The organism is Glycomyces amatae, assembly GCF_020991375.1.
Taxonomy (GTDB): Bacteria; Actinomycetota; Actinomycetes; order Mycobacteriales; family Micromonosporaceae; genus Glycomyces; species Glycomyces amatae.
The window spans coordinates 1-17,289 of sequence record NZ_JAJLQZ010000018.1; the positions used below are offsets into that span (position 1 = coordinate 1).

Annotated in this window: 22 protein-coding genes and 1 pseudogene; 12 read left to right on the forward strand and 11 right to left on the reverse strand. The window is 65.6% G+C overall.

Annotated features, from left to right (window positions below; translation table 11 throughout):
* Window positions 1-532: 532 nt before the first annotated feature.
* Entirely contained in the window at window positions 533-928 is a 396-nt protein-coding gene (locus LO763_RS21810) for a hypothetical protein (protein WP_230788850.1), read from the reverse strand.
* A gap of 183 nt (window positions 929-1,111) precedes the next feature.
* Between LO763_RS21810 and LO763_RS21815 the strand changes: the two genes are divergently transcribed.
* Window positions 1,112-1,585 carry a hypothetical protein gene (locus LO763_RS21815; protein WP_230788852.1) on the forward strand — a complete coding sequence of 158 codons (474 nt, stop codon included), beginning with the start codon at window positions 1,112-1,114 and terminating at the stop codon, window positions 1,583-1,585.
* A gap of 115 nt (window positions 1,586-1,700) precedes the next feature.
* On the opposite strand, the gene LO763_RS21820 is transcribed toward LO763_RS21815, so the two are convergent.
* Together LO763_RS21820 and LO763_RS21825 are read right to left on the reverse strand one after the other, a co-directional pair.
* The gene (locus LO763_RS21820; RefSeq protein WP_230788853.1) at window positions 1,701-2,156 is read right to left on the reverse strand and encodes an NUDIX hydrolase; all 456 of its coding nucleotides are present in this window, start codon (window positions 2,154-2,156) and stop codon (window positions 1,701-1,703) included.
* A 145-nt stretch (window positions 2,157-2,301) separates the two neighbouring features.
* On the reverse strand, window positions 2,302-3,141 hold the full coding sequence (locus LO763_RS21825) for an RNA ligase family protein (protein WP_230788855.1): 840 nt from the start codon (window positions 3,139-3,141) through the stop codon (window positions 2,302-2,304).
* Between the two features lie 148 nt (window positions 3,142-3,289).
* Between LO763_RS21825 and LO763_RS21830 the strand changes: the two genes are divergently transcribed.
* The gene (locus LO763_RS21830; protein ID WP_230788858.1) at window positions 3,290-3,643 is read left to right on the forward strand and encodes a histone-like nucleoid-structuring protein Lsr2; all 354 of its coding nucleotides are present in this window, start codon (window positions 3,290-3,292) and stop codon (window positions 3,641-3,643) included.
* A 41-nt stretch (window positions 3,644-3,684) separates the two neighbouring features.
* Here the strand turns inward: LO763_RS21830 and LO763_RS21835 are convergent, their stop codons facing one another.
* Window positions 3,685-4,206, reverse strand: a complete 522-nt coding sequence (locus tag LO763_RS21835; protein ID WP_230788859.1) for a P-loop NTPase family protein — start codon at window positions 4,204-4,206, stop codon at window positions 3,685-3,687.
* 406 nt (window positions 4,207-4,612) lie between these two features.
* Between LO763_RS21835 and LO763_RS21840 the strand changes: the two genes are divergently transcribed.
* The 4 genes from LO763_RS21840 to LO763_RS21855 all read left to right on the forward strand — a co-directional run bounded on the left by LO763_RS21840 (window position 4,613) and on the right by LO763_RS21855 (window position 7,327).
* Window positions 4,613-5,428, forward strand: coding sequence for a hypothetical protein (locus tag LO763_RS21840; RefSeq protein WP_230788861.1), 816 nt, complete (start codon window positions 4,613-4,615; stop codon window positions 5,426-5,428).
* 44 nt (window positions 5,429-5,472) lie between these two features.
* Window positions 5,473-5,910 carry an NUDIX hydrolase gene (locus LO763_RS21845; protein ID WP_230788863.1) on the forward strand — a complete coding sequence of 146 codons (438 nt, stop codon included), beginning with the start codon at window positions 5,473-5,475 and terminating at the stop codon, window positions 5,908-5,910.
* A 316-nt stretch (window positions 5,911-6,226) separates the two neighbouring features.
* Window positions 6,227-6,730 carry a hypothetical protein gene (locus LO763_RS21850; RefSeq protein ID WP_230788866.1) on the forward strand — a complete coding sequence of 168 codons (504 nt, stop codon included), beginning with the start codon at window positions 6,227-6,229 and terminating at the stop codon, window positions 6,728-6,730.
* Between the two features lie 168 nt (window positions 6,731-6,898).
* Window positions 6,899-7,327 carry an NUDIX hydrolase gene (locus tag LO763_RS21855; protein WP_230788869.1) on the forward strand — a complete coding sequence of 143 codons (429 nt, stop codon included), beginning with the start codon at window positions 6,899-6,901 and terminating at the stop codon, window positions 7,325-7,327.
* Window positions 7,328-7,384: 57 nt separating this feature from the next.
* On the opposite strand, the gene LO763_RS21860 is transcribed toward LO763_RS21855, so the two are convergent.
* Entirely contained in the window at window positions 7,385-8,050 is a 666-nt protein-coding gene (locus tag LO763_RS21860) for a 3'-5' exonuclease (protein WP_230788872.1), read from the reverse strand.
* 26 nt (window positions 8,051-8,076) lie between these two features.
* Between LO763_RS21860 and LO763_RS21865 the strand changes: the two are divergent.
* Window positions 8,077-8,540 (forward strand): annotated as a pseudogene (locus LO763_RS21865) (PPC domain-containing DNA-binding protein).
* Between the two features lie 12 nt (window positions 8,541-8,552).
* Here LO763_RS21865 and LO763_RS21870 read toward each other — a convergent pair.
* The 3 genes from LO763_RS21870 to LO763_RS21880 all read right to left on the reverse strand — a co-directional run bounded on the left by LO763_RS21870 (window position 8,553) and on the right by LO763_RS21880 (window position 10,143).
* Window positions 8,553-8,744: a hypothetical protein gene (locus LO763_RS21870; protein WP_230788877.1), complete on the reverse strand. Its 192-nt coding sequence runs from the start codon at window positions 8,742-8,744 to the stop codon at window positions 8,553-8,555.
* A 27-nt stretch (window positions 8,745-8,771) separates the two neighbouring features.
* Window positions 8,772-9,236, reverse strand: coding sequence for a hypothetical protein (locus LO763_RS21875; protein ID WP_230788879.1), 465 nt, complete (start codon window positions 9,234-9,236; stop codon window positions 8,772-8,774).
* A gap of 229 nt (window positions 9,237-9,465) precedes the next feature.
* Window positions 9,466-10,143, reverse strand: coding sequence for a RibD family protein (locus LO763_RS21880; RefSeq protein ID WP_230788881.1), 678 nt, complete (start codon window positions 10,141-10,143; stop codon window positions 9,466-9,468).
* A gap of 81 nt (window positions 10,144-10,224) precedes the next feature.
* On the opposite strand from LO763_RS21880, the gene LO763_RS21885 reads away from it, so the two are divergent.
* The 4 genes from LO763_RS21885 to LO763_RS21900 all read left to right on the forward strand — a co-directional run bounded on the left by LO763_RS21885 (window position 10,225) and on the right by LO763_RS21900 (window position 13,047).
* Window positions 10,225-10,647 (forward strand): NUDIX domain-containing protein, encoded by a 423-nt coding sequence (locus LO763_RS21885; RefSeq protein WP_230788883.1) that lies wholly within the window; start codon window positions 10,225-10,227, stop codon window positions 10,645-10,647.
* A 143-nt stretch (window positions 10,648-10,790) separates the two neighbouring features.
* Complete coding sequence (gene hemC, locus LO763_RS21890; RefSeq protein WP_230788886.1) at window positions 10,791-11,774, forward strand: hydroxymethylbilane synthase; 984 nt, start codon at window positions 10,791-10,793, stop codon at window positions 11,772-11,774.
* 92 nt (window positions 11,775-11,866) lie between these two features.
* Window positions 11,867-12,241: an Lsr2 dimerization domain-containing protein gene (locus LO763_RS21895; protein ID WP_230788888.1), complete on the forward strand. Its 375-nt coding sequence runs from the start codon at window positions 11,867-11,869 to the stop codon at window positions 12,239-12,241.
* A gap of 29 nt (window positions 12,242-12,270) precedes the next feature.
* Window positions 12,271-13,047 (forward strand): hypothetical protein, encoded by a 777-nt coding sequence (locus LO763_RS21900; RefSeq protein WP_230788890.1) that lies wholly within the window; start codon window positions 12,271-12,273, stop codon window positions 13,045-13,047.
* 54 nt (window positions 13,048-13,101) lie between these two features.
* Here LO763_RS21900 and LO763_RS21905 read toward each other — a convergent pair whose 3' ends face one another.
* The 3 genes from LO763_RS21905 to LO763_RS21915 all read right to left on the reverse strand — a co-directional run bounded on the left by LO763_RS21905 (window position 13,102) and on the right by LO763_RS21915 (window position 16,674).
* A complete protein-coding gene (locus tag LO763_RS21905) occupies window positions 13,102-13,557 on the reverse strand; it encodes an Imm1 family immunity protein (protein ID WP_230788892.1) in 456 nt (151 codons plus the stop codon).
* Window positions 13,558-13,781: 224 nt separating this feature from the next.
* A complete protein-coding gene (locus tag LO763_RS30050) occupies window positions 13,782-14,543 on the reverse strand; it encodes a DddA-like double-stranded DNA deaminase toxin (protein WP_230788894.1) in 762 nt (253 codons plus the stop codon).
* Between the two features lie 73 nt (window positions 14,544-14,616).
* Window positions 14,617-16,674 (reverse strand): HEAT repeat domain-containing protein, encoded by a 2,058-nt coding sequence (locus LO763_RS21915; protein WP_230788896.1) that lies wholly within the window; start codon window positions 16,672-16,674, stop codon window positions 14,617-14,619.
* A gap of 140 nt (window positions 16,675-16,814) precedes the next feature.
* Between LO763_RS21915 and LO763_RS21920 the strand changes: the two genes are divergently transcribed.
* Entirely contained in the window at window positions 16,815-17,285 is a 471-nt protein-coding gene (locus LO763_RS21920) for an NUDIX domain-containing protein (protein ID WP_230788900.1), read from the forward strand.
* Window positions 17,286-17,289: the final 4 nt, after the last annotated feature.

The following is a 17,289-nucleotide window of genomic DNA, read 5'->3' on the forward strand; positions in this document are numbered from 1 at the left end:
CTCCCAGCAGGTCGCCTCGACGTCGACGACGTTGACCAGGGGGCGCGTGAAGTCCATACGCCGCAGCGTAAAGGACGTGTTCACCAGTCCTCACTGGTAGCGGTACACCATGCTCTGGCCCGTGCCGCTCGTGCGGCCTACCGCGGCGACGTTCACCGCGTGAACAACCACCGACGCTGAGGCCGCCTCAGTGACCGCACAGAGGAGGCGAACGGTCGTGTGTCGGTTGTCATTTAAGTTGACGCACTTGCCATTACAGTTGGCGCAGATCGTCACCGCACCTGTCGCATCGCAGCTCAACCCTGGGTCGCCGCGCCCCAGGTCCCCGACGCTGGGCCTGACTTCACGCAGCTTCGCTACAAGTTCAATGGCAGCAGCCAGTCTGCATCGACGATCGCCTATCTGTCGCACCGCAGGTCAGCAGCCAAGCGCTGTGACAACTTAAATGACAACCAACATCGTGGATCCCGGTGTCGGTTGACATTTACGTTGGCGCGCGTGCCATCGCAGGGGCGCAGACTGTTGAGCGCCGCTAGCCAGCGAGCCTGTCTTGCGCGATGTTGCGGACTTCATCCCAGGAATCTGACTGCAGCATGCGTAGTGTCGTCCCAGTCGCATTGCGATGGCGCGCGACCCGTAGCCGAACTGATGCGTCTGGATCAACAGCCAGACGGCGAAGGATCCGGTCCGGCATCTTCCGTTTACCGGCGACGAACAGGCGGACCGTCACGTCTTCGTCTCCGGCCAGCAGGTCGAGAATTTCGAGCGGCACCGTCTTGTTGTGGGCCACCCACTGCCGAAAAGCCGGATGGTCGGCGATCACCGTCATCCAGACCTCGAGCGGTGCTTCCTCGTGCGCAGCCCGCTGGTATTCGGCGGGATCACTGCTCGACCGAAGCGCCACGAACTCTTCGGCTGAACCGATCATCGTTTCTCTCCTGGAGGGATGGACCGCCATAGTGTGGGGTGCATGGTCATATATCGAGGACGGGCCTTGGGGCGCGTTGCTGGAACAGGTCGGGTGCGCTGGTCCAGTGGATTGTTGCATGCATTGCGACGCCTCGCCACTAAAGAATTTTACTAAACAATTTTAGTGATGTAGGTTGGTGGCATGAGCGCCACACGCCTCGAACGTGACAACTTCCTAGGCGCACGCGCCAGCCTGTTCACCACCATGGTCATCGAGATGCGCCAGGGTCGATCCGTGACGGCGATCGCGCGCGACGCCGCTGGAGCGGTGAGCCACCCCCTCGTCCTCGACCACCTCCGCTCAGTACGCCTGCGCGACAAAGCCGCTGCCCTCCTTCGCGACCTCCCCGGCGGCGACTACTTCGGCGTGTCCTACCGTGACGACGGCGGTGACCGCTTCCGTTCCCCGAAAGGCGTCCGTATGACCTTCGGATTCGATCCGACCACCGTCGAAGAGGGGGACGCCATGGCGAGCGGCATGGCTGAAGCCGCCGTTGCGGCACTGGCGGCCGCGATGATTGCGGTAGCGACCGTCGACGACACCTTCGCTTCCCCTGCTGACGCGCTCACCTGCGGTGAGATCGTGATCCTGACCGGCGGCAAGGGAACGGTGTGAACAGGCGCCCGAGGACCGCTGCGCCGGTCACTGGCGGCATTGACCAGAGGTTGCGAGCAGACAACGGGAGCCCGGCTGAAACGTGGTACCCGACGGGGCCTTGGCCCAGCAGGATTCAGACAGGTGACACCTGAGATTCGACGGCGTCGAGGATGGCACGGACCGCCGCGCTCACGGGCAGGCTGCCATTGAGGTCGCACCACTGGTAGGCGTCATGCTCAGTGAGCACGACCGGAGCGACCGCAGCCGTGGTGATGGCGAAGTTGCACTGCCGGCTGCGCCGGTCACCGCGCCGGTTGACGTAGTCGAAGTGACCGAGATAGCCGGTGATCGACGCGAGGTCAAGTCCGGTTTCTTCGGCAACTTCGCGCGCGAGCGCTGCGTCAAGGCGTTCCCCCGGGTCGACTTTCCCGCTCGGCAGTTCCCACAGGCCGCCCATGAAATCGTCAGCGGCCCGCCGCAGCAACAGGACTTTGCCGGTGCCGTTGGTGATGACGGCGCCGACCGCGAGCTGGTGGATGCCATCGCGGTCGGCTTCGGCCGTGAGCGTGTCGATCAGCGAATCGTTCATGGTGGGCTCCTTGCTGCATGGGGTCGGTGCGGACCAGTGCGGGGACAGCGTTGGTGACGACCATACGGCCACCAGGCGCCGCCACTGGGGAGGGCGGCATGGTACCGGGCAAGCCGTACTACGGTTTGCCCGGTACTGGGGGCGATCAGCGGCGGTTCGCCAGTTGCCGCCGCGTCTTGGCGTACTCGGCTTTGCGGAGCTTCACGATCTTCGACCGGTCTGCCGTGCGCGCCACGATTCCTTCCGCGTTCCCGGTGCCGCCGTCACCAAGGCCCGCGAGCGTGCCCGGCAGCAGCGCCTCCATCCACGCCTCGGCCGCCTCACGACCGGTCGGGATCGTGTGCCCCTCCGCGATCTTGACGTGCGGCACCGGTTCGAGACCGAACTGCGCGATCGGATTGAAGCACGCGGGAGCGAACCCCTGCCCGCCCCGCTCGCGCCAGCCGGCGATCCGGTCGAGCTCCCAGCCGAGAACCGCGGGGTCAACGGTCGCGGTGTCGAACATGCGCGCTCCCGCACCGGTTTTCGTACCGGTGTAGTCGGCCCATCCTCGGGCGATTCCGGCCGCGCCGTACACCTCGCAGAACACGACCAGAATCGCCTTGCCCGTCCAGGCGTCCGCGGCCGCCGCAGCGGGCTCCATGAGCGTCCGGAGGATCTCGAGGTTGACCGGCACCTGGTTGGGGACGCGGTCGCCTTGCGCATACAGGAACAGGTCCCGGGTGCCGATGAGGAAGTCGCCGCCACCGGGGAGGACGACGATCCGGCAGTTGGTGCCGTCGACTTTCTCAGTCAGGTAGACGTCCTCACCGGCTTCGAAGACGACGTTCGTGTCCTCGCCGAGCATGCCGCGTTCACCGATGACGTGGTAGGTCGGGATCGACGGGTACTTCGTGGCGGTATCGAGCGCGGGGAGCGAGAAATCCATGGTTGCCTTCCGACCGGGTGTAGCGGAATGTGTGAAGTGAATGAACAAGCTGTCCATTTGCTGTAACACCATCATACGTCTCGCGAACGCAAACTGCTCGTCCTAATTCCGTTGTGCTGCAAGGTTGTTGCCGCGTTGTAGTCCTGATTCGACAACATGGAGAGAACAGCAATCAGGCCCGCAACACCAGCTAGGAGCACTCACCATGGCGAAACAACGCGTCATTCAACTCATTGACGACCTTGACCAAGGCCCAGCGGACGAAACCATTCGGTTCGCCATTGACGAACAGGTCTACGAAATCGACCTCTCCCACATGCACGCCACCGAACTGCGTGCGGTCTTCGACCGGTACCGCGAGCACGGCCGCCGCATCGGCCGCGTCCGCCTCCTGGCTCCCGGCGAGCGGCCCGGCCCACGCCGCAAGCCCGCCGACCGCAGCAGAAACGCCCGCATCCGCGCCTGGGCGGCCCAGCACGACTACCGCGTCCAACCGCAAGGACGCATCCCCAACGCGATCGTCAAACTGTATGAGGCCGCGCAAGGCACCGCCGCGTAACCGCCTGGCGGGAGGCGGAACCGAACGGTTGCCGCCTCCCGCTACAGCCGTGCCAGCGGTCCGCTCCCAGCGTCGCCAGCCATTGGCGCACGGCCCGCCGACTGCGCAGCATCACGATGTGGGTTCCCAGTTTGGCGTCGGCGTCGATGGCGGCGAGCACCCGGGGACGCATGCGCCTCCGGTACGTCGCCACGTACCGCAGCACCCCCCCAGTTCAAGCGGTTGTAGACGCCTGCCTCGTGCTGCCCGGGCCCGTGGCGGACCGGCCGCGACACGGCACCCCACAAGGCCGCCACCGTCGGGACGTCCACGACCACGACCGCATCGGCACGCGCCAGCCGGATCGACAGGATCGAGACGTGGTTCCCGTCGATCACCCACGCCTCCGCCGCGCATTGTCGCTCCTGAGCGGCCGCGAACGCCGCTGGCGGCGTGGGGTTCCAGTTCGCGTCGTAGTAGATCGCGTCCAAGTGGACGAGCGGCAGGCCGTGCCGCGCACTGACCGCCCTCGCCACATGCGTCTTCCCGGCCCCTGCGGAACCGACCACCACGACCCGTCGCATCGCGGCTCCTTCCAGCAGCGCTCGACGCTGCTGCCGCAGCAGTGTGCCAGACCGATGCGTCGCGCCCCCGCCGGGACCCGAGCGGCCCGACCGGTTGCTCTCGGAGACGGACGGCCAGCTCAGGATCGGGCGTGGCATCCATTGTCGGACCGCATTGGTAGCTTCGAGCCTGCCCTCGTTTGCTCGATCCCCTCCGGGAGTCCCGATGCCCTTCACCACCCCTGATCGTCCGCATGATGTGGCTGCTCTCTGGCCGGAACTGGCGCCGTTGGCCCGGACGGCGGTGCGGCTGCATCCTCGGCGAGGCCAACCTACGGCCTATCAGTCCTCGATCGGGGGACCGCTGCTCTGGCCGGCGGACGAGGCCTGGCCGACATGCTCAGCCACGCATGGGTGGTCTCATCTGGTGACACTTGAGGAGATCGCGGAGGCTGACCGGATTCGGGAGGCGGCTCAGAGCCGGGTTGTGCAGAAGGAGGAGGATCGGTACACACTTGAGGAGCGGGATTTCCTCAAGCAGTTCGGGTACGCCTCGCGACCTACTGTATGGGGCACCGATCCTGATGCATCGCCGATGGCCCTCATACCGGTCGCCCAGCTTTTCGCACGCGATGTGCCCGAGCTGCCGTTCGGGGAGGATGCCGATCTGCTGCAGGTGCTCTGGTGCCCGTTCGACCACCCGCAGATACACCGGTATCGGCCGACGGTGGAACTTCGATGGCGCAGGTTCAACTCATCGAACCTCCAGCCTCGCGTGCCGCCGGAAGGCGCCGTGGCAGGTGCCGAGCACTACGTGCCGAAGCCGTGCATGGTCGATCCGGAGCCGGTGACCGAGTACCCCGACTATGACGTCCTACCTCCCGAACTACTCGAGGCAATCGAGGAGTGGGAGGGCGACGAGGACTCCTGCGAGTATCGGTGCAGCGCGATAGCCCCGGGGTGGAAGACCGGAGGATACGGTGCCGCCTGGGCGGTCGCCGACGCTATGGTGCTCACGTGCGATTGCGGCGCTGAGGCGGTGCCGCTGCTGACCATCGCTGACAGCGAGTGGGACTCCTCGACCTCGCATTGGATGCCGGTCGAGGACCGCGAGCATGACGATGCGGAGCGCCGTTCACGCACTTTCGATCCGGTCGGAGTGAGGATCGGGCGCAGCTACGACCTCCAGGTCTTCCACTGTGGTCGCGACCCGCGGCATCAACCGGTCGCCGTGATGACCTGAGCCTCGATCTTCGTGTTCCCGGAGCATTCGTACATGATGATCCGGTGCCGACGCCGCAGCATCCAATCCCATCCGACCGCGAGCCGCGGCCTGACATCGCGGCCGCGGTCATCGTCGACGCCGGCACTGTCCTGCTCGTGCAACGCCGCGTCCCTGAAGGCCCGCTGGTGTGGCAGTTTCCCGCTGGCAAGACCGAGCCCGGCGAGATTCCTGCCGAAGCGGCGGTGCGCGAAGCCCGCGAGGAGACCGGCCTTGTCGTCGAGGCGGTCGCCGAGCTGGGGCAGCGCCTGCACCCGGTCACTGGCAGGCAGATGCACTACGTCGCCTGCCGGTCTGTCGCGGGCGCGGCGGCCGCGGCCGCGCCGCGGGAGATCGCCGCGGCCGCCTGGTGCGACCGCGAAGCTCTGGCCGCCCGGATCCCGGACGGTGTCTTCGCACCGGTGGCCGCCTATCTCGATCGCACGCTGCGGCGGCAGTCCTGACGTCCGCGCCGCGAGCGGCATGGGCTTGAGGTGAGCGAGAGGAACACGCCGGTCGCGCGTCGTCGCTGGCCTTGCCGTGCAGGCCCGCAAAGGGACGTTCCCGGTCGGCGCGGTGCACGGCGGCGATCATGGCCGCGGCGCCGTGGCGTTCGCTTGCGAACGAGAGACCCTGGCAGGGGAGACCACGCCGACGCAGGGGACCTCGCCCGATCGACAGATCCGACAGGGCCTGGGACCAGTCCCGGTGCTGCGTCGGTAAAGTCCGGTCACGCACACCGCTCTCGCAGGAATCGAGCAGTCGACGATTGGAGCAGCCATGACCTATGTCGGCCCTCGGCGACGAGTCGCCCTGGCGCTCGCCAGTGCCGGAACCGAGTTCCTCGCGGCCTGCGGTGGCGAAGCACCAACACGCGCATCGCCGACGACGGGCCCGCCCTCGGAGTCAGCTGCACCGACTGACGACCCGGTCGCCCCGACCTGCGGCGTCCTGGAGGATTACTTGACCGTTGTGGACCAGATGACCGACGGCACGATGCTCAACGTTCTGGAAGACCTGCCTGCCGATACCGCCGTGAGTCGTGCGCTTGACAGCGTTGACGCCGTTGCCACGTTCGGAGGGCTCGCGGCCATGGAATTGCCCTCCGATCTCCTGGATGAAGTGGGCGTCATCTCGGACGCGGTGACCGGATATGGCGAGCACCTCGCAGCGGGCGGTGCACTCGACGACGTGCACGACTTCACGGGCACTGAGGAATTCGGTACCGCCCGGGACACGCTGGAGGCATATAAGAGCGGCGACGCAGGATGCGCAGCCGCTTGAACCCCGGAGTCCGGGTCAGGTTCGTTTGCGCACCAGACCGCCCGCTCCTCGATCGCGCCTCACGCCCAACAGATGGGGCCCGAACTAAGGTACCAAACCACACGGGCCGCTGCGATCATGTCGACAGTGCCCGTTGATCCGCACCGTACTTGCAGCAGGGACAACCAGATGACCCCACCGCCTTCGCAGCCCGCCCGGTTCCCCGTCTCCATCAAAGGCGTCGCCGTACAACACGGCAACGTGCTCCTCCTGCACAACGAACGCGACGAATGGGAACTCGGCGGCGGCAAACTCGCCTCCGGTGAAGACCCCGCCGACTGCCTCACCCGCGAAATCTTCGAAGAGACCGGATGGCATGTCGACGTTGACGCGATCGTGCACAGTTGGCTCTACCGCATCCGCGAGAACGTCGAAGTGTTCGTCGTCATCTACGGCGTCCATGTGCGCAGCACACACCCGCCGCAAGTCAGCGACGAACACGACCGCATCGGCCTGTTCGCGCCCGCCGACGTGCCAGCGCTGCCCATGCCCGAGCCGTACAAAGTCGCGATCGCCAAGTGGTGCACCATGCTGGGCTTGACAGACACACCCCACTGATGCGAGCCAGCTACTAGTACGTGAAACCTTCACCCCTGACCACCGTCGCGCCAGGCCTCAGTCGAACAGGCCGGGTTGGTCCATGACTGCCGACCCGGAGGTCACCCCCGGAGCGGTGATCGCGGCAGCGTGCCGCACACGCTTGAAACTGTCGAGGCCCATATCGGCTGCAAGGCGGGCTAGCAGCAGGGCGCAGGCGACCGCATCCCACAGGGCCCGATGCGGTCGCCCGTTCGGGACGTGCGCAACGATGCTGGCGCCCAGGCCGTAGTGGTCAACCAACGCGTTGAGGCTGTTGCCGCTATTGCCGCGATGGGTGCGGGCCAAACGAAGAGTGTCCAGCAGCCCCGCCGGTCGAAGCTCGGGAACTTTGCGGGAAAGCAGTCCCCAGTCGACGCGAACGTTATGGCCGACCAAGTGCGCACCGTCAACCAGCCTCCTGATATCACCGCTGACTTGCTCCAAGAACGGTGCGTTGCGGACGGCAGCATCAGTGATACCCGGTGAAATCCACGGTTTGTGCGGAATCGGCCGCTGCGGATGCAGCAGGGAGCTCCACGCTTGCGTCACGCCAGGTGTGCCGTCAGCGTGCAACGGGACGAGCGCGATCTCCAGAAGGTCCTCATGTTCGCCGTCTTGGGCACCGGTGCCTTCAAGGTCGATCGCGACAACACGCACGACGTGCTCCTTCAATCGGATCCGCAGGTCGATGACGAAAAGCATCAATACGTTTGGGATAGCATCATGTCATGGCAGCTACCGCAGTGACGCTCGGTCGAACCTTCGTCGTCACTTTCGATCACGGCGATGGCTTCTTCCCTGCGCTCCACGCGGTCTGCCGTGACAACGGCATCCGGCAAGGCTACGTCCCCATGTTCATCGCAGGTTTCGCAGACGTCCGCGTTGTCGGTGCCTGCGACCGGCTCGAGGACCCGAACGCGCCCGTTTGGTCGGGCGCTCACTTCACGAACGTGGAAGTGCTCGGCGCCGGCACGCTCGCCTACGAGCCCGAGACCGATACCGTGTCACCGCATCTGCATGTCACCGTGGGGAGAAGGCCCGCGCCGCGAACGGCTACACCGGGCACCTGCTGGAAGCGACCGTAGTGTTCTTGACCGAAATGGTCATCCAGGAAGTGGCAGCGCCCGACATGCGGCGCATAGCGAACCCAGACTTGTATAATGTGCCGTTGCTGCGACTTGGCCAGCACTAGAACAAGGCCCGTTTACGAACTCGGTTTCCAATCGAAGATGATCACGACCTGGAGGGTCGCTTCGTAGTGGACGGCGAGCTTGTCGAACCTGGCGGAGATGGTGCAGCAGCGCTTGAGGCGGCCGATGGCCCGCCCAACGGTGTTGCGTTGCTTGTCACCCTTGCGGTCGAATGCCGGGGGCCAGGGATGTTGCGGTGTAAGCACGCCCTCCCTCAGTGCGCGCGGTAGCGCTCACCTGCCCAGGTCGCCCGATGACCTCGTTGCCTTGCGGTAGTGACGTGCCATAAGGAAGTGCAGCATCAGCAGGACTATGAGCTGCCAGGGGATCAGTGCAAAGGAGAGAATTCCGGTGAGCGCCATAATCACGATTGCGTACGGAATCATCCCTACATAAGGCACAAAATGCATTTTGCTCTTGGCGCCACGAAGAAACCGGAGCTCCGAGACAAGTGCGCACGGCAGCACCATGAAAACGACGCTGACAAGGACATCGACTCCACCAAGTACCAACGTGTCCTGCATCAACGATGCATCCAGTTCGCCCGCCAGAAGACTCGGCCATGGCAGCAGCAGCAACGTTATATACACGGCATTGAGAAGCGACCATGCCAAAAATCTCTTCAGCGCTCGACCGAGTATCCGACCCGGTCGAGCGATTGCTTTCTTGTCGCCTTCGGCAACCGGTTCGAGGTCCATACAGAGAATCATCACAGGCTATCGGTAACCTACTGCGTATCGGACGCTAGGACATGATTTCGCTGACAGGTGATTCCGGACGGCTGGTCAGGGTTCCGACATGAACGCGATCCCGCTTAGACCACGCGGGCAACGATGTCGGCGCTTCGTATGCTGCTGTTGCGGGGACCTGCGTTGTGGATGACCAAGTGCTGACAGGCATGCTGCGCCCGCGGCTTCTCCTCTGGGCTCAGGAACGCAGGTACCGAGCGAACACGACTTCGCCGATCGCTCGCGTCTCGGCGAGCCGGAACGGCCGGTCCGGGCCCTGAGGAAACGGCGCGTCCTGCACGAACCTGGGCGCCCCCGCCTGTCCGACGAGGAACGGTGCGACCGCCACATGCAACTCGTCCACGAGGTCGCGCTTCAAGAACATGGTGTGCATCCACGAGCCGCCCTCAACCATGACCCGTTCGATGCCGCGCTCACCCAGATCAGCGAGCAGGTTCCACGGCAGCACCGTGAGGCCCGAGTCCACCACTGTTGCGGTGGCGCCGAGGTCGGCCGTGAGTCGTTTCGCCGCCTCGGTGGACGCGTACACGATCTTGTCCACGTCGCCCGCAGTGAAGAACTGCGCGTCGGGCGCTATCCGCCCCGACCGGGTGACGGTCACTTTCACCGGTGAGAACGTTTTACCGGCGGCGAGACGCGCTGCTCGTCGCTGCTCGGACCGCACGAGCAGGCGCGGGTCGTCCCGGCGCAGGGTCTCGGCACCGACGAGGATGGCATCGACGCTGGCACGGACCTCGTCAACACGGTCGAAGTCGTCAGCGTTGGAGAGGATCAACCGCTCCCATGAATCGTCGTCGATCCTGCCGTCGAGACTCATGGCCACCGAAGCGATCACGTAAGGGCGGGATGTTGTCACAGTGCAACTCCTCGAAAGTGCGATTCTGTTGCAGTAAGCCTAACGGCCGCAGCAGACACCGCAACCGTCATGGAGCCCGCCATGGACACCACCCGCCGGACCGCCAGAGTGTTCCTCTTCGATGACCAAGGGCGTCTCGTACTGATCAAACGGACCCGGCCCGGCGAAGACCCGTACTGGGTGCTTCCCGGCGGCGGGATCGACCCGGGCGAGACACCCGAAGCGGCGGTACGCCGCGAAGCATTCGAAGAACTCGGCGCCCACATCGCATCGATCGACTTGGTGGTCACCGCACACTTCCCCAGTCAGGCGATGGTGTTGTTCACCGCGAAACTCGTCAGCATGGACATCGGCGCCCGCACCGGCAGCGAGTTCACCCAGCCTGGCCGCGGCCGCTACGACATCGAGCTCGTGCCGCCCGACACACTCCCGCACATCAACTTGCAACCGGTTGAAGCGCACACGTTCGTGCTTGAGAACCCAGGCGTATTTTCCCGCCGCTAGCCGCCATGACCGCCGCGAACTCGCGCCGCTGACGTGCCACCACCAACCAGTGCGGTGCACCGCCCTCTCGGCGGCACCTGGCCACGAGCACAACGCATTCGTGTCGTTCCAAGAATGTCAACCCCGGCCGCTACCGTGACCGTATGACCCATCTGCTCCGCCTCGGCACACGATCCTCACCCATGGCGCTCGCGCAAGCCGAACGCGTCCGTGCACTGCTGACTCGCACGAACCCGTTCCTGACCGTTGAAGTCATCCCGGTAACCACGCGCGCCGACCAGTGGACCGGTGACCTGGCGGCACTCGGCGGCAAAGGCCACTTCGTCCGTCAACTCGACCAGATGCTGACCACCGGTGCCGTGGACGCCGTCGCACACTGCGTCAAGGACATGGAATCCGACCGCGCCGTCCCCGGCGGTCTCACCATCGCCGCGTTCCTCGAACGCGACGACGCCCGCGACGTCCTCGTGCAACCCGGCCAGCCACCCGTCGACCTGAACGGCCCGGTCCCTGCCGACGTGCTCGCGACACTGCCCACCGGTGCACGCGTCGGTACGTCAGCGGTCCGCCGCCGCGCTCAACTGCATGTTGCCAGACCCGACCTGGAACTGCTCGCCTCCCGCGGCAACGTCAACTCCCGGCTCGCACGCCTCGCCTCCGGGGAATGGGATGCGCTGGTCCTCGCAGCCGCCGGACTCGAACGCATCGGCCGCGCCGACGCCGTCACCGCCGTGCTCCCACCCGACCAGTTTCCACCCGCGGCTGGCGCCGGCATCATCGCCGTCACTTGCCGCGACCGCGACCAACAGACATGGGACCTGCTGCGTCGCCTCGACCACGCCCGCACTCGCGCGGCCGCGCTCGCTGAACGCGCCTGCCTCGCCACACTTCAGGGGCACTGCAATTCGCCCATCGCCGCACACGCCACTCACGTCCGCGGCAAGCTCGTGCTGCGCGCCGCCGTGTACGCCGTCGACGGGACCGCCGTGATCGCATCGCACGGCATCGGCTCGCCTCTGGACCCGTCCACACTCGGTGACGACGTCGCCGTCGACCTGATCGAGCAAGGCGCCCGCGACCTCATCACCGCAGCTGCCCATCAGGAAACGGTCGCCGCTTCGACCTAGCGGCCCCTCCCTTCCGCTCGGTGTTGTAGCGAACGCGATCATGTCGCACAAATACGTGCGCCCGGGCCCGGTCGGGTCTTACGATCGGTCAGATGTCCCCGTTCAAAGACGACCTCGACGGACGTGAAGCCGACCTCGCCATCACGTTCGGCATCGACGGTGTCCTCTACCGCATCCGCCTGTCCGTGGAGCATGCCGCCGACTTGGGCGACCTCCTCGGACCGCTGCGCGACCATGCCCGGCAGATGGGCTTGGTCCACCTTGCCGAACCCGAGGTGATGCTGCCAGAGGTCGAGTTCGTTTCCCGACGCGCATACTGGGCGGCCATCCGTGACTGGGCCGCGGTCCGCGGCATCGACCTGCCGGCGAACCGACAGCCACCGCACGAGGTCACGGCGGCGTTCGACCTGGAACGGGCTTTGGAACAACGCGACCGCAACGACATGGACAGGGCGCTGGGGCCGTAACCGCTGCACGCCTCACTCGTTTCCTCAACATGAGCGACACGCATGCACTAGGCTCACCGCTGCGACATGCATTCGCGGCAGCACGCACGATCGTGCTCACGCCCCACTTGCACTTCCCGCATCACCACCCGGCGATGCTGGCTGCGCACGTACGATTCATTAAGGCTATCCAGCCTGACCTGGTGTTGAACCTTGGCGGTCTCTGCGACCTTGCCCTCCCACCGGGCTGCGACGACAGCGACCAAACCGAGATCATGGTCGAACGAGCCGACGCGGTGAAACGGGACTACTTCGCAGCGGTCCGGTCGGGATTCGATGGTGACTTCTGGGTCTACGACTGCGATACGAACCAAGATGACCAGCATGTGTGCCGATGCGGCCCCGGGCCTGCCGGCCCCTCCCTGTTCGACTTCGACGGGTTCGGCGTGCACCGAGTTGGACCAGACAGCATCCTCACTCCAGAATGGTCAGTGACGCACACTCATCGTGATATGAAGAACCGCCTGGTAGCGGGCGGTACCGCCATCGCACTTGCCCGTCGAAGTGATCGCCATACGTTGTGTGCGCACACGCACCGCCTGGGGATCTGCTTTGAAACTACCGACACGGGACCGCGAGCGCGGACACTCATGGGCGTCGAAGTCGGACACATGGTTGACGAGAAACAGCTCCAGCCCTCACCCGGGTACGCGCGCCCACAGGCCGGGTTCGGCATCCTTGAGTCGTCAGGAGACCGGCTCGTGCCTGTCACGATTCCCATGCAACGAAGCGGCGGCTTCGTCTATAACGGAGAACGCTTCACGTAACCGCGAACGTGCCTGCGCTTGATCGCGGCCGTGGTCCATCATGCCTTGGGGCATTCAGCGCCCCGACACCGCCCACACCACGTTGTCAGGTCGTGCCCCCGTGGCAATGTACCGCGATGCTGCCGTTCTCGCGGTTCGGTAACTGACGCGAGCTTCCACTGCGGGTACGAACACGAGGTCGGTCGCGGACGATGCACACACATGCAGTGTCTGCGGTTCGTAGCCGTCCTCGACACCGACAAGGCCATCGGCAAGCCATCGCAACGCTCCTGCGCCAATCGCCGGATCCAGGTCGACCCGCAGGAGGGGGACTTGCATCGGATGGTCATCGCTTGCCGAGTCTTGCACGCCGAAGAAATACCGCATCCCTTGTGTGCTTTGAGGATTGATCATGTCGGCATCGTCATCGAACAGCTCGGCGACATCTTCGGGCCCGGCAACAGGTTCGAAGGAGGTGTCGTAGTGCACGAGGTAGACGGTGTCACCCCAGTCGCTCATCGGTGTGTTCATCAAGTTCGGGAGGCTCGAACTCCTCGGCATCCCAGGCCAGCCATTCGCGACCCTCGTCATCACCGATCACACACAACCCCCACCGCAGGACACCAGGGCGCTCAGGCGGATCGAAACCAAGGCTTTGCACGTAAGCGGCAAACCCTGGACCAGGGTCAGGGGCAGCGTCGTACGCTGTAATCAGCTCGGCGTTCCGGGCACTATCTCCGGTTACTGTCGGGTGGTCACTCACCGGTCAGCGCCTCTCCTGTCCCCGTGATCCGCTTACGGTACTTCAATCTCGTCCCCTCGTACACCTTCACCTGAAGCTCTACCCCTGGTTTCAAGTAGTGCGCCGTGTTGGACTTGCAACCGGTGCCCCCATGATCACACGGTTCAACGTTCAGGAACAAGACGCCTTTCATTTCGCCAGTGTGAAGCATGTCAGCGGCAACGTTGCCCTCGATGTGCCCCTGTGCAGGCTTGGTGCCCTGCCATCCTGGTTTGACCTCCCCAGGCTCGAACTTTGTCGTGCCTGGTGTGGCCTTGAGCGGCTGGACGTTTTGCTTCCCTGAACTGAAGAACAGGTTTCCCAAGGCGGTTTTGGCCTCGTCGAACGGCCGGAGCCCCGCCATACCTTCGGAGGGGCCGATCGAGCCAAGCTCGCGTCGACCATGCGGCGTTACAGCGGGAGCAGCCGTGTCCGGCGGTTTCCCGGTCGGTGTACCGTCACTACCGCCGTTGCCCAAGCGGCCCTGGACGTACTGTTCCATGGTGCCATTGCCGGCGTTGAGCAGCATTTGGGCTTCTTCGATTTGCTGCCGCACGGTCTGCAACTGTCCGAGACCCTCGGCGACCAGCGGGTTCGACGAACCGACCGTGGTCGCTTGTAGCGCTGCGGTAGCACGCTCAACTTGGTCGTGTGCGGTCTTGAGGGCTGTCGAGGCTTCCTTGGTTCCTTCGATGAGGCCACGCAGTCGCGCGACCAAGTCGCTGAGTGTGGACACGCGAGGGCCTTTCGAGCGGTGGGGACGTCAGGACAGGTACACGGCGCGAGCGCACCGACAGCGCTACCGCTGCCTACGGCTCGGTGAACTGGTCGCGGACGGCCCGGCAGGCCGCCACGACGGCGTCGTCTTTGGCGATGCTGCCGTACGAGTCCCGGCGGGGACGTGCGAGTTCCGCTTCGACCAAGGCCAGGGCCGGGCGTGCCGCGGTCCCCATGCGGGCCAGGCAGGGTGCAGTGACGCGAGCAGTGGCGCTGTTCCGTTCCCATGCCGCCATCAGCACGTCGAGCACCTGTGGGGCTTCGTCGGCGCCCGTGATGTCCCACAGGGCGGTGGCCGCGGCGACGCGCACCCACTCGTACCGGTGACCCAAGAGCGTCCGCAAGCGCGGTACTGCCGGGACGGCTTCAGGCCCGAGCTGCGCGAGCAGGTCGGCGCCGTCACTGAGCGCGAACCATGCGGGGGCGTCCAGGAGCGTGAGCGCCATCGTGTAGGTGCTGGAGCGGTCGCCGGTGATCTGCCACCACGCTTTGATCGCCGCGGTCTGTACGTGGGGATCGTTCGAGGCGGTGAATGCCTGGATGGCCCCGGCGGCATCGTTAGCGGCGAGTCCGAACGATCCAAGTGCGTTCAGCATCCCCGGGATCACGGACGGCCCGGCGTCGTTGCCGCGTGGTGCCGCCGCGAGAGCGTTGACGATCACCGGGATCGCGACAGGGTCGCCGAGGTTCGCGAGCGCGGTCATGGCCGCGTTGACGCTCATAGAATCACGTCCCGCGGCGACGTCAAGCCCGGCTGTGTAGGCGACCATGCGCGGCGCCAGTACGGCCGCCGCGTCAGGGAGGCACCCGGTGACCGGGACGGCCCGCCACACCTCGACCCCGGTGTCGAACACGGCGGCGAGTGCGGGCACGGCCCGGACGTCGCCGAGACGCGCCAGAGCCCGCACCGCCTCCTGATACAGGGTCCGCGTAGCCCGGTCCTTGGACTGCCATGTTGCCGGTTCGTGCACGGCGACCACGGCCGCCAAGGCCTCGCGGGCCGGTTCGGCGAGCACATGACACGCTTGGAGTGCCGCCGCCGCAGCCGCCGCCACCGGGCCCTCCTGCGGCAGCAGGCCGGCGAGCGCCGTGATGGTGACGGTGTGGTCGCCGCGCCAACCGGTCATAAGCGTCCGGGCGTCATGAATGCCGTCGAGCTGGAGTCTGGCATCCGCGTGACCCAGTTGCGCGCCGACGAGTGCCGCCCGGTCGGCGACACGGTTGCCCAGGGCCGTGTGCAGGACGCCCAGCAGGTCGGACACCGGGGTTGTTTCGGCACCGGCGCGGTCCATGTCCGCGAACGCGGCAGTCACTTGCGGCGGCACCGCCGCCGATGACGTGGGCGGCGCTGCTGCCGCGGTCGACTCAGGGGTCGGTGGCGCGAAAGCGAGCCTGTCCAACAAGGTGATGGCGGCAGGCACCGTATCGTCGTCGACCGTTTCCGGGAAGCTGTGCGCACGGTGCGCCACTGCTGCCAATCGCACGACCGGAGCCGCAGTCGCATCATCGGCAACGGTCTCCAGCCACCGTGTCGTCGTGTCCGCTATCGTGGGCGCCCGCACCGCTAGGGCGGCCATGGCTGCGACCAGTGCGACCTGCACCCACCGGTCCATTTCCACAGAGAACCGGTCCCGCAGCGCCGCAGCGGCCTCTCCGGGATCGTTGATGACGATCGCGAGCGCGGGAACGGCGGCCTCGCGCACGGCCGGATCCGCATCGGCAGCGAATCCACGCACCGGTTCGATGTGGTCGCGAAGTGTCGCCACGGCCTTGTCGGCGACCTCGTCCACCCCGCTGTCGCCGCATCGTTCGGCAGCGCTGACACCAATGCTCGCCACCAGACGCACCGTTTGCACACGATCCGGTGTCATCGGATGCGCCGCGATCGCGACCAGGAACGGAATCGCCGCGACCGTACTGGCGTACACGCTGCCTTGATGATGGACCTTGCTCCACAAGTCACTGAAACCGCGCTGGCGCAGCTCCGGGTCGCGGCACCGCAACAGCGCCAGCATCGTGGGCACCGTCGTCGCCGGACCGTACGCATGGTCGAGGCTGGACCAGCGGACATCGTTCAGTCCTTGAAACATGGAAGCCATCATGGCAGGACCAGCCGACACCACTGGCCAGGCAGGTTAGCTGCCAGCGCACCGTGGACAACATCGTTCGCTGCCGCGGCCGGGCACCCAGAGGGTTTCACTGCCGGCGGTGACTGTGCGATCGTTCCTGCATGAGCCGCATCGACCACATCAACAACCCTGACGCGCCCGCACCCAACAGCGTCGTCCCTTCAGCGGTCGCGTTCATCCTTGACGACCAAGAGCGGGTGCTGCTGATCCAACGATCCGACAACGGCGACTGGGCACTCCCCGGCGGCGGACACGACCTCGGCGAACACATCGCCGAAACGGCCGTACGCGAAACGAAAGAAGAAACCGGTCTTGACGTCGAAGTCACCGGCCTCATCGGGATCTACACCGACCCCAGGCACCTGATCGAGTACAGCGACGGCGAAGTGCGCCAACAGTTCTCCATTGCCTGCCGCGCCACGCCCATCGGAGGGCGCCTGGCCGCAAGCGACGAATCGATGCAGGTCGCGTGGGTCAGCGCCGCCGACCTCGCGGACTTGTCAATCAACCCGTCCATGCGGTTGCGCATCGAACACGGCTTCGCGAACGCGGCCGCACCGTTTCTCGGGTAACGGC